Annotated in this window: 9 protein-coding genes; 7 read left to right on the top strand and 2 right to left on the bottom strand. The window is 60.8% G+C overall.

Translation table 11 applies throughout. The features are described from left to right. The 6 genes from ilvA to Q0J81_RS08155 form a co-directional block, all read left to right on the top strand. Positions 1–1227: threonine ammonia-lyase, biosynthetic (gene ilvA, locus Q0J81_RS08180; protein ID WP_294447114.1), on the top strand; the 1227-nt coding region annotated here is incomplete at its 5' end. A 218-nt stretch (positions 1228–1445) separates the two neighbouring features. Next, positions 1446–2660 (top strand): DUF3798 domain-containing protein, encoded by a 1215-nt coding sequence (locus Q0J81_RS08175; RefSeq protein WP_294447113.1) that lies wholly within the window; start codon positions 1446–1448, stop codon positions 2658–2660. A gap of 277 nt (positions 2661–2937) precedes the next feature. After that, positions 2938–4575: a sugar ABC transporter ATP-binding protein gene (locus Q0J81_RS08170; protein ID WP_294447112.1), complete on the top strand. Its 1638-nt coding sequence runs from the start codon at positions 2938–2940 to the stop codon at positions 4573–4575. Beyond that, positions 4572–5615, top strand: coding sequence for a hypothetical protein (locus tag Q0J81_RS08165; protein ID WP_294447111.1), 1044 nt, complete (start codon positions 4572–4574; stop codon positions 5613–5615). The genes Q0J81_RS08170 and Q0J81_RS08165 overlap by 4 nt, the downstream gene beginning before the upstream one ends. After that, entirely contained in the window at positions 5612–6724 is a 1113-nt protein-coding gene (locus Q0J81_RS08160; RefSeq protein ID WP_294447109.1) for an ABC transporter permease, read from the top strand. Before Q0J81_RS08165 ends, Q0J81_RS08160 begins: the two co-directional genes overlap by 4 nt. Then, the gene (locus Q0J81_RS08155; RefSeq protein WP_294447108.1) at positions 6721–7116 is read left to right on the top strand and encodes a DUF6672 family protein; all 396 of its coding nucleotides are present in this window, start codon (positions 6721–6723) and stop codon (positions 7114–7116) included. Before Q0J81_RS08160 ends, Q0J81_RS08155 begins: the two co-directional genes overlap by 4 nt. Positions 7117–7444: 328 nt before the next feature. Here Q0J81_RS08155 and ftsY read toward each other — a convergent pair whose 3' ends face one another. Continuing rightward, a complete protein-coding gene (gene ftsY / locus Q0J81_RS08150; RefSeq protein WP_294447107.1) occupies positions 7445–9166 on the bottom strand; it encodes a signal recognition particle-docking protein FtsY in 1722 nt (573 codons plus the stop codon). 15 nt (positions 9167–9181) lie between these two features. Continuing rightward, positions 9182–11068 carry a LysM peptidoglycan-binding domain-containing protein gene (locus Q0J81_RS08145; RefSeq protein WP_294447104.1) on the bottom strand — a complete coding sequence of 629 codons (1887 nt, stop codon included), beginning with the start codon at positions 11066–11068 and terminating at the stop codon, positions 9182–9184. 279 nt (positions 11069–11347) lie between these two features. On the opposite strand from Q0J81_RS08145, the gene Q0J81_RS08140 reads away from it, so the two are divergent. Next, on the top strand, positions 11348–11702 hold a 355-nt coding region (locus tag Q0J81_RS08140; RefSeq protein WP_294447103.1), incomplete at its 3' end, for an RNA methyltransferase substrate-binding domain-containing protein.

The following is an 11702-nucleotide window of genomic DNA, read 5'->3' as shown; positions in this document are numbered from 1 at the left end:
AAGACCACCCCCGACATCAAGGTAGATGCGGTGCGCCGCTTCGGCGGCAACGTGGTGCTCTTCGGCAACAGCTTCGACGAGGCCTACGCCGAATCCATGCGTCTTGCGAAGGAAGAAGGGCTCACCCTCATTCCCCCCTACGACGACTCCGACGTCATCGCCGGTCAGGGCACCATCGCGCGCGAGCTTCTGGAACAGGACAGCCGCCTTACCCACGTGTTCGTGCAGGTGGGCGGCGGCGGACTTGCCGCGGGCATCGCCGTCTACATCAAGCAGATTCTGCCGGACGTGAAGGTCATAGGCGTGGAAGCCAAGGGCTCCGCCTGCCTCAAGGCCGCCTGGGAAGCGGGTTCCCCCGTCACCCTCGACCGCGTTTCCCTGTTTGCCGACGGCGTGGCCGTGAAGCGCATAGGCGACGAAACCTTCCGCGTGCTGCGTGAAAATCTCGACGACATCATCACCTGTTCCAACGACGAAATCTGCGCTGCGCTCAAGGACATCTTCGACGACACCCGCGCCATTGCCGAACCTTCCGGCGCGCTCTCCCTCGCGGGCCTCAAGAAGTACGCCGCCGAACACGACATTTCCGGCGCGCGCATGGCCGCCGTTCTCTCCGGCGCGAACATGAACTTCCACACCCTGCGCTTCGTTTCCGAACGCTGCGAAGTGGGCGAACAGCGCGAAGGCATCATTTCCGTGACCATTCCCGAAAAGAAGGGCGCATTCCTCGACCTGTGCCGCAAGCTCGGCAACCGCATGGTGACGGAATTCAACTACCGCTTCTCCGATCCCTCGCAGGCGGAAATCTTCACCTCGCTGCGCCTCACCGAAGGCATGGACGAGCTTGAGCGCATCATAAACGGACTGCGCGAGGCGGGCTACAACGTGACCAACATGACGCGCAACACCTTTGCCAAGAGCCACGTGCGCTACATGATAGGCGGCCGCGCCCCGAGCGAGGTGAAAAACGAGCACATTCTGAGCTTCCAGTTCCCGGAACGGACGGGCGCCCTGCTGCACTTCCTCGAAACGCTCGGCACGAACTTCAACGTGACCATGTTCCACTACCGCAACCACGGCGCGGAATACGGCCGCGTTGCCTGCGGCTTTGAAGTCGCTCCCGAGCAGTGCGGAGAATTCTACGCCAACCTCGACAAGCTCGGTTTCACCTGGTGGGACGAAACCGACAACGAGGCCTGCAAAAAATTCCTCTCGCCGCTCGACTGATCACGGGCAAAGCACACGAAAGGGCCGCCTTCGGGCGGCCCTTTTTTCATGCCCCGCCCCCTGGCTTCATCCTTCTTCCGACCTGCCGCAGCGTGAAAAAAGAATACGCATTTGTTCCAAAGTGTTTTGACATCCCTTGCCATGTCGGTATAAGTTAGAACATATATGGTCCAAAGGACCGGCTTGTCTTCTTATCTTTTCTAAGGAGGGAAAGAAAGGTGAAACGTTTTCTCGCAGCCATGTGTGTGGGCATGATGGCCTTCGCCGCACAGGCTTCCGCCGCGGAGCCTGCCAAAATCCACATCGGCATCTGCACCGGCACGGTGTCCCAGTCCGAGGACGACCTGCGCGGAGCCGAGGCCCTCATCAAGAAGTACGGTGACGTCGCCAACGGCGGCATGATCAAGCACATCACCTACCCCGACAACTTCATGACGGAAATGGAAACCACCATTTCCCAGATCGTTTCCTTCGCCGACGACCCCGACATGAAGGCCGTCATCGTGAACCAGGGCATTCCCGGCACCACCGCCGCCTTCCAGCGCATCCGCGAAAAGCGCCCCGACATCATGCTTCTCGTGGGCGAAGCTCACGAAGACCCCAACGTCATTGAAAGCGCCGCCGACCTTGCCATCAACGCCGACAACATTTCCCGCGGCTACCTCATCATCGCGGCCGCCAAGAAGCTCGGCGTGACCGACTTCGTGCACATTTCCTTCCCCCGTCACATGAGCTACGAGCTGCTCTCCCGCCGCCGCAACATCATGGAAGTGGCCTGCAAGGATCTCGGCATCAACTTCCACTTCATGAGCGCTCCCGATCCCACGTCCGACGTCGGTGTGGCCGGCGCCCAGCAGTACATTCTGGAACAGGTTCCCCAGTGGCTCGACAAGCTCGGCCCCAAGACCGCCTTCTTCTGCACCAACGACGCCCACACCGAACCTCTGCTCAAGCGCCTCACCGAAGACAAGGGCGGCTACTTCATCGAAGCCGACCTTCCTTCTCCGCTCATGGGCTACCCCGGAGCCCTCGGCATTGATCTTGCCGACGTGTCCGGCAACTTCCCCGCCATTCTGAAGCGCGTCGAAGACACCGTCGTCGCCAAGGGCGCCGCCGGCCGCATGGGCACCTGGACCTACTCCTACGGCTTCACCAACTCCCTCGGCCTCGGCGAACTCGCCATCAAGTACGCCAAGGAAGGCGTGACCGGCGGCCGCAGCTTCCGCCGTCACTTCAAGAAGGAAGACGTGTTCGCCGCGTACAACGCCGCCACCCCCGGCTCCACCTGGAGCGGCGGCTACTATGTGGACGTGGCCACCGGCAAGGAAAAGAAGAACCACGTGCTGGTCTTTGAAGACCTCTACATCTTCGGCAAGGGCTACATGCACATGACCGAAGTGCCCGTGCCCGCCAAGTACAAGACCATCAAGTAACGCTTTCTGGGGGAAGGCTCCGGCCTTCCCCCCCCTTTTTGGCACAGCGCCGGACACAGCATTCGCGTCTCATCATGGAATGCAAGCCATTCTCACAGGTTATGACGCCACCCACGGCAACCGCCGAGTCTCGGAAACGGCTTTTGCCGTTTTTATTTTTTTGTGCTACGCTGTTACCTGCGTTTTATAAAAACGCTTCAAACAACAGATCTCCGCTTTCTCTTTCCCTTATTTCATCATCGCGCGCGGAGACACATTCCCAATGAAAAGAGGTCCTATGGGTGCAGAAGATCCATTGCTTCGCGTAGAAGGTGTCGGCAAGGCGTATTTTTCCAACCGGGTGCTGAAGAACGTCAACTTCACCCTGGGCAAAGGCCGCATTCTCGGCCTTGTCGGCGAAAACGGGGCGGGCAAGTCCACCCTCATGAACATTCTTTTCGGCATGCGCGTCATTCAGGAAACTGGCGGGTATGAAGGAAAAATTCTGATAGACGGAAAGGAAGTGCACTTCCGCAGCCCCATGGACGCCCTCAAGGCGGGCATAGGAATGGTGCATCAGGAGTTTTCCCTCATTCCCGGCTTCACCGTGGCGGAAAACATCGTGCTCAATCGCGAGACGCTGGTCTACAATCCGCTGGTGGAAGCCTTCGGCGACCGCCTGACCACGCTCGACCGTGCGGACATGACGCGCCGGGCCGACGAGGCCATTTCCCGCCTCAACATCGAGCTCGACAGCGCCACGCCCATTTCCGAGCTTCCCGTGGGCTACAAGCAGTTCACGGAAATCGCCCGTGAAATCGACAAGCAGGGCACGCGACTTCTGGTGCTCGACGAGCCCACCGCCGTGCTCACCGAAAGCGAAGCCGACATTCTGCTCGACTCCATGCGGCGTCTGGCCTCGCAGGGCATATCCATCATCTTCATTTCCCACCGTCTGCAGGAAGTCATGAGCGTGTGTGACGACATCGTCATTCTGCGCGACGGCGAAGTGGTGCTTCAGACCACGCCTGCCGAAACCAGCGTGCGCCAGATAGCGAGCGCCATGGTGGGCCGCAAGATCGACCGCTCGGAAGGTACGACAGAAGAGCGGCACAGCTCGGAAACCGTGGCCATGCAGATCGAACACCTGTGGGTGGACATGCCAGGCGAAACGGTGCGCAACGTGAACCTTACCGTATTCGAAGGTGAAATTCTCGGCATAGGCGGCATGGCCGGTCAGGGCAAGCTCGGCATAGCCAACGGCATCATGGGCCTGCATCCCGCCGGAGGCAAGGTCACCTTCCACGGCAAGAGCGTGGAGCTCAACAATCCCGCATCCCCCCTCGCCCTCGGCATTTCCGCCGTGTCCGAAGACCGGCGCGGCGTGGGCCTGCTGCTTGAGGAATCCATAGCCTGGAACATCATCTTCACCTCGCTCCAGACTCAGGGACGCTTTCTCAAGAGTTTCGGCCCGCTGAAGATACGCGACGAGGAAGCCATTGCCGAATGCGCCCGAAAGTACATTCACGACCTGGAAATCAAGTGCACGAGCGAAAAGCAGCACGTGCAGGAGCTTTCCGGCGGCAACCAGCAGAAGGTCTGCCTTGCCAAGGCCTTTGAGACGCGGCCCCGGCTGCTCTTCGTGGCCGAGCCCACGCGAGGCATAGACGTGGGCGCGAAGAAGGTGGTGCTCGACACCCTGAAGCGCTACAACCGCGAGCACGGCATGACCATCGTGGTCATTTCCTCCGAGCTTGAGGAGCTGCGCTCGGTGTGCGACCGCATCGCCATCATCGACAAGGGCGCCGTGGCCGGCATTCTGCCCGCAAGCACGCCTTCCGAAGCCTTCGGATATCTGCTCATGGGCGCAGGCGCCGCCGAGGCCGAAAAGGCCGCGAACGACAATTCCAACGCTACGGAGGCGGCAAGCGCATGAACCGCATAAAGAAATTCATCGAAGAGGCCGGATGGCCCCGCATTCTCATTGCGGTGTTTCTGGTCGTCCTGTTCCTTGTGGCGCCCTTCGTGGGCGTGCCCGTGGACGCCGCCCTCAGCGACACGCTGGTGCGCTTCGGCATGAACGGCGTGCTCGTGCTCGCCATGGTGCCCATGGTGCAGTCGGGCTGCGGCCTCAACTTCGGCCTGCCGCTCGGCATCATCGCCGGACTGCTCGGCGCGGTCACGAGCGTGGAGCTCGAGGCCACGGGCATTCCCGGCGTGTTCACGGCCATGGCCATCGCCACGCCCATCGCCGTCATTCTCGGCTGGGGATACGGTCTTCTGCTCAACAAGGTCAAGGGCGAAGAAATGATGATCGCCACCTACGTGGGCTTCTCCTCCGTGGCGTTCATGTGCATCATGTGGCTCGTGCTGCCCTACTCGAGCTCCAACATGGTGTGGGGCTACGCGGGCGTGGGCCTGCGCACCACGGTGTCGGTGGAGGAATTCTGGCAGCGCGCCATCAGCGACATAGCCGCCTTCAGCATAGGCGACGCCTTCTACTTCCCCACCGGCATGTTCCTCTTCTTCCTGCTTCTGTGCGGCATCATGTGGGTGTTCATGCGCACCCGCACCGGCACGGCCATGACCACCGTGGGTTCCAATCCCGAATACGCCCGTGCAAGCGGCGTGAACATCAACCGCATGCGCACGCTTTCGGTCATCCTTTCCACCTGGCTCGGCGCGCTTGGCATCATCGTATACGAGCAGAGCTTCGGCTTCATCCAGCTCTACATGGGCCCGTTCATGATGGCATTCCCCGCCGTGGCCGCCCTGCTCATCGGCGGCGCGTCGGTGAAAAAGGCCTCCATCATCAACGTCATCGTAGGCACGTTTCTCTTTCAGGGCATCCTCACCATGACGCCCTCGGTCATCAACAGCATGTTGCAGACCGACATGTCCGAAGTCATCCGCATCATCGTGTCCAACGGCATGATTCTCTACGCCCTGACCCGTGTGACAAAGGTAAGATCATGAAAAGCTCTTCCGGCGGCAATGCCGTCACTCTCTTCTGCATGCGCAACGCGGTGCCCATCGTCTTTCTTCTGGTGAGCGCCGTCGGCATCTACTATTCCCAGTTCACGGCCGAGTATCTGATTCAGGAAATGCTGACCAGACTCGCCCGAAACTCCTTCCTCGTGCTCTCCCTGCTCATTCCCATCATGGCGGGCATGGGCCTCAACTTCGGCATGGTGCTCGGCGCCATGGCCGGACAGATAGGTCTCATCTTCATCAGCGACTGGAACGTCTCCGGCCTGTACGGCATGACCCTCGCCGCGCTCATCGCCACCCCGCTCGCCATACTCTTCGGCTGGATGTGCGGCGTGGTGCTCAACAAGGCGCGCGGCCGCGAAATGGTCACATCCTACATTCTCGGCTTCTTCATGAACGGCGTGTATCAGCTCGTGGTGCTCTACGGCTTCGGCAGCCTCGTGCCCATTCTGAACCCTGAGCTCGTGCTTTCCCGCGGCTACGGCATACGCAACGTGACCAACCTCGACAACATCCGCGGCTCGCTCGACAACGCCATCGAGCTCGAAATCATGGGCATACACGTGCCGCTTGCCACCTTCCTGCTCATCGGCGTGTTCTGCCTGTTCATTCTGTGGTTCCGCCGCACCAAGATCGGACAGGACATGAGAGCCACGGGACAGGATCTTTCCGTGGCCCATTCTGCGGGCATTCCCGTCATGCGCACCCGCATCATCTCCATCGTCATTTCCACCGTGCTCGCCGCCTACGGTCAGATCATCTTCCTGCAGAACGTGGGCACGCTCAACACCTACAACAGCCATGAACAGGCCGGCGTGTTTGCCATCGCCTCCCTGCTCGTGGGCGGCGCCACCGTAGCCCGCGCCTCCATTCTCAACGTGTTCACGGGCGTTCTGCTCTTCCATCTCATGTTCGTGGTTTCGCCCATGGCCGGCAAGTATCTGGTAGGCGACGCACAGATAGGCGAATACTTCCGCGTGTTCGTGTGCTACGCCATCATTTCCCTTGCCCTCGTGCTCCACGCCTGGCGGCGTCACGCCGACAAGGAACGCGCCCGCGCCGCGCTGCGCGGCGAAGCCGGAGGTGCCGCATGAAAGAGCTCCCCAGCCGCAGACGCATCATTCTCAAGCACATTCTCGTAAACTGCGTCATCGTGCTTCTGCTTATCGGACTCGGCGTATGGTGCTACGTGCAGGGCAAGACCTACAAGCTTTCGCTCGGCAACTATGCCTTCACCGACCAGAACGGCGAGGAACATCCCGCGCTTGAGGCCGTGGAAGTGTTCATTGACGACAAGGAGCCCGTTTTCCTGCTCGAGGACGACAGCGGTACCGGCGAAGCCACGGGCCGTCAGCACACCATGGTCATCAAGCTTCTGGATGAAAACGACAATCCCATCGAAAGCCGCACCCTCAAGTTCAGCGTGGCGGATCTCGACGACAATCTGGACGTGAACGTGGCCGAATTCTGGAACAGGGCAAAGTAACGCTCCTTCAAATTCCCCGAAAAAACGCGGTGCTTCCATGTCGGAAGCACCGCGTTTTTTCATGTTCTGCGCAAGAGCGCCCTGCCTTTTGCACCGAACGTCTCAAAGAGGCGGGCCCTGCCATCCCTGTCCGCCCGATGAGAGACTCCTACGGCCGTCTGAAGGCAGATGTTCCCCCTTCCCTCCCCGGATATCGAAAGCACTACAAGGCTCGGCCTCCGCCTTTTGCTGCCGACCTCCGGGCGCAAAAAAAGGGGGATGACTCCCCCTTCTTCTCATTATTGCCTGCGTGCTGTCCGCTTCCCGGGGAGCGGACAGCACGGGCGAACTATTCCCCGTCTCTGCCGAGAAGCGCACGCGCAAAGTCGTGCGGATCAAAGGGCCGCAGATCCTCCATCTTTTCGCCGAGGCCCACGAAGGTGATGGGCAGCTCGAACTGACTGGCCACGGCCAGCGCCACGCCGCCCTTGGCCGTACCGTCGAGCTTGGTGAGAATGATTTCGTTCACGCCGCTCGTGTCCTTGAACATCTTCGTCTGCTGAAGGGCGTTCTGCCCCGTGGTGGCGTCGATGACGAGAATGGTGCGGTGCGGCGCTCCGGGAAGCTTGCGCTCCACCACCATGCGTATCTTGTGCAGCTCGTCCATGAGGTTGGACTTGGTGTGCAGACGGCCTGCCGTGTCGATGAACAGCACGTCGTAACCGCCCTGCAAGGCCTTGTCCATGGCCTCGAAGGCCACGGCTGCGGGATCGGCTCCCATGCCCTTGGAATGAAAGTCCGCACCTATGCGCCCGGCCCATACTTCAAGCTGCTCCACAGCGGCGGCGCGGAAGGTGTCGGCCGCGGCAATGAGCACCTTCTTGCCCTGCATTTTGGCGCGATAGGCCAGCTTGGCGATGGTGGTGGTCTTGCCCACGCCGTTCACGCCCACCATGAGAATGACCTCAGGCGGATTCACCGCTGCAATGCGGCGGGGCGTTTTGAATATGGCTTCCACTTCCTGCTCGAGCAGCGGCATGAGGCCGTCCGGCGTGGTCACGCCCTCGGCGCGGGCGCGCTCCTTCAGGCGGCGCACCAGCGCAAGCGAAGGCTCGGCCCCCATGTCGGCCATGATGAAAAGTTCCTCCATCTCCTCCCAGAAATCCTGAGAGAGCTCGGAGTGTCCGGACATGAGGGCCGAGAGACCCTGTCCGAAACGGGCACGCGTGCGGGCAAGACCGTTCTGCAGCTTGGCGAACAGGCGGTCACGCTCGTCCTCCTCGTCCTCCATGTCGAGGGCAAGGGCCAGACGATACTGGAGTTCGGAACGAAAATCCTCCAGCCAGTGATAGTCCATGCGCTCAAGCCAGGTACGAAAATCGTCCAGAAACTCGCGGGCCTCGTTTTCCGGTGTCTCCAGCGCGCGCAGCAGGAAGGAAAGACGCTTCCACAGAAGATCGTCCGCCTCCTCCACGCCGTCCAGCACAATGGAAAGCCATGCGGAAAGACGGGGTTCCGCCTCGCGAAGGGCAAGGGTGAGCTTTTCTTCCTCTTCGTCGCGGGCTGCAGGCGCAGCGGAAGAAGTCGCGGGTTCTTCAGAATCCGCGGCGGGAACGGCAGCCTTTTCAGGCTCAGCGGCAGGAGATTCGGCAACGGCGGAAGGCTCATCGCAAAGCTCGACGACGGGCTCTTCCGGCCCGGACGCCGGTTCCATGTCAGCAGGCACGATCTCTGCTTCAAAAGGCGCTTCCGGCATGCGCTCTGCCAAGGCCTGCACAGACTCTTCCGGCGCGGACTCTTTGCGCTCTTCCGGCGCTGCCTCCGGGCTCTTCTGTGCGGAAACAGACGCGGCATCGTCGGAAGAAGACGCGGGCTCTTCCGTGACGGGTCCGCCCTCCGCGCTCTGCCCGTCTGCAACGTCGGGCTCTGCGGAAGATTCCTGCAACTGTTCCGCACCCTGCGTCCCGGAGCTCTCCTGCTGCGCCTTTTCCTGGGCCTTCTGCGCTTCGGCGTTTTCTCCGGCATGACTGCCGCCGGAGAAGAATTTTTTAACGGCGGAGAAAAATCCCATGCTTCACCTCTGCTCCTACTTGTTGCGAATGACCTTGACGGTATCGCCCACCTTGACCCGGGTGGACTGATCCATGCCGTTGAGAGCCAGAAGCTCCATGGGCTTCATGTTGAACTTGCGGGAAATGCTCCACAACGTTTCACCGTTCTGCACGCTGTATTCCGCCACGCGGCTTGCGGCCGCGCGCGAGGGCGCGGCCTGCGGCTTGCGGGCAGCAGCGGCGTTCTGCGCCACGGACGTTTCCTTGCCCGCGGGAATGTTCAGCACCTGACCGGGGGAAAGGCTGGAGAGTTTGTCGGCGCCGCCGTTGACGGCGCAAAGCTCGGCAAAGCTGATGCCGTACTTGCGGGAAATGGCATATGCCGTCTCGCCGGATGCAACCTTGTGCGAGGTCATGCGCGCCGGAGCTTTTTTTGCAGAGGAGGCCCTGGCCACGGCGGTGGTGCGGGCAGGAGCGGAAAGCCGGAGCACCTGTCCCACGCGCAGCATGGAAAGATTGTCGGCCCCGCCGTTGGCGGCGTACAGATCGTCGAGATCCATGTCGTACTTTCGGGCAATGGACGTCAGGGTATCGCCGCTCTTTACCGTATAGGTGGCGGGAACCGAGCGCGACGAGGCGCGACTGCCCTTCAATTCCGCAAGCGCGCTCGACGCATGGTCGCTTCTCACGGACGACTTTTTGGAAGAAGCGGAAGCTACGGCCGTGCTGCGGGCAGGAGCGGAAGGTATGACGGCGGGAAGATTCTTTCCGTTCACGGGCAGCCTGAGGCGCTGCCCTTTCTTCAGCGTACCGGGATTGAGCTGCCTGATAACGGAGGCGGGCACGCCGGTACGGGAACTCACCTTGGCGTAAGTGTCGCCTCTGGCCACGGTGTAGTAGCGCCAGCCCGCGCCGGATACCGAGCCTTTGAGCACCTGACGCGCCAGCGCTTCCTTGTTTTTGGGAACATACACTGTGGCCGTTCGCCCGGCCGGAGAAATGGAGCGCAGAAAATGCGGATTGTAGGCCTGAAATTCCTTCCAGTTGAGACCGATGCGGCGGCTCAGCTCCACAAGGTCGGTAGCGGGTCTTACCGTGAGCTGAGAAACGGGGATGAGCACAGGATGATCCGCATCAGGCGCGGAAGGCTGTATGCCCAGAATGTCGGCGTTGCGCATGACCTTGGCAATGGCAAGAAAACGCGGCACATAGAGCGCGGTTTCCTCGCGAAGCTGCAGCTTGTAGTCGAGCGTATCGTTCTTCTGAATGATTTCATGCAGCTTGCTTGCGCCGGTCGCTTCCTTGGCGCGGCCTATCTTGCCTTCGCCGCCGTTGTAGGAGGCAACGGCCAGATGCCAGTCATGAAAAATGTCGTAGAGTCGGGCGAGATAGCTTGCCGCGGCCTCGGTGGAGCGGTACGGATCGCGGCGCTCGTCCATCCACCAGTCCTGACGCAGGCCGTAGGCCTTGCCCGTGGAAGAAATGAACTGCCACATGCCCACGGCATTGGAACGAGATACGGCAAAGGGATTGTAGCCGCTTTCGAGATAGGCGAGATACGCCAGATCCTCGGGCAGTCCGCGGGAACGGAACACGCTCTTGGTATAGTTCAGATAGGGAATGCTGTTGCGAAGGAAGTTCTCCATGGTTCCCCGCCGTTCGCGCGAGTATTTCATGAAGTGGTAGCGCACCTGACGTTCCATGCCGGGACTCAAATTTCTGTCCAGACTCGAAGTTGCGGAATAGGCCTTTTTTTCAGCCGAAGTCAGGGAGGAAAGAGACCCCAGATCCACGGCTTCCTGCCGCGCCCCGGCCGCCAGAAGCTCCGGGGATTCCACCGTCTGCTGCCTGCCGCAGCCGGAAAGCATGATCAGCACTGCCATTCCCGCGAGGGGAAGGCAGCACAGTTTGCCAATTTTCATGTCAGCGCTCCATCATGTGGACTTGCATCTCGAACAAAAGCAGTATACCAGCCAAGGAGCAGCCCGCACGCAGAGAACGCTCAACGGCCGCAAACGCGGCGGCATTGCGCCTGAAAACGCCTGCTTCCCGTAATGTGCAGTCCGGCACGAAACAATGCGCGTCCGACCGCAGCCTGCTCCCAAGAAAGGGCAAGGATACCTTGAAAAGGGCGGAGATTCAATTGTCGACGAGCACCCTGCGTCCGATTTTTTAACATCATCCCATGGAAATCATTTGTCATGACGAGCACTGAGAAAGACAGGGAAAATTTTTTGCCGGGCATGAAGCCCGTGCTGGAACTTCTGGAGCGGGAACCTGAACGGGTGGACATGGTCTACGTACGCAGGGGACGCGCCGGAGCCGAAAGCTCCCGGCTGCTCGACCTGTGCCGGGAAAGAGGCGTAAGGTTTTCCCTTGTGGGGGACGACGCGCTCTCGCGCATGGCCGCGCACGCCGGGCATCAGGGCGTCATCGCCAGACTGCGTGAGGCTTCGTTCATGCCGTGGGAAGACTTTCTGGCCCAGGCGGCGAATGCGCCCCTTCCGCTCATGGTGGCGCTCGATCAGGTGCAGGATCCCGGCAACGTGGGCACGC

It is taken from the genome of uncultured Mailhella sp. (genome assembly GCF_944324575.1).
Taxonomy (GTDB): Bacteria; Desulfobacterota; Desulfovibrionia; order Desulfovibrionales; family Desulfovibrionaceae; genus Mailhella.
The sequence above is the reverse complement of the archived record's forward strand: the minus strand, read 5'-3'. Positions and strand labels throughout refer to the sequence as shown.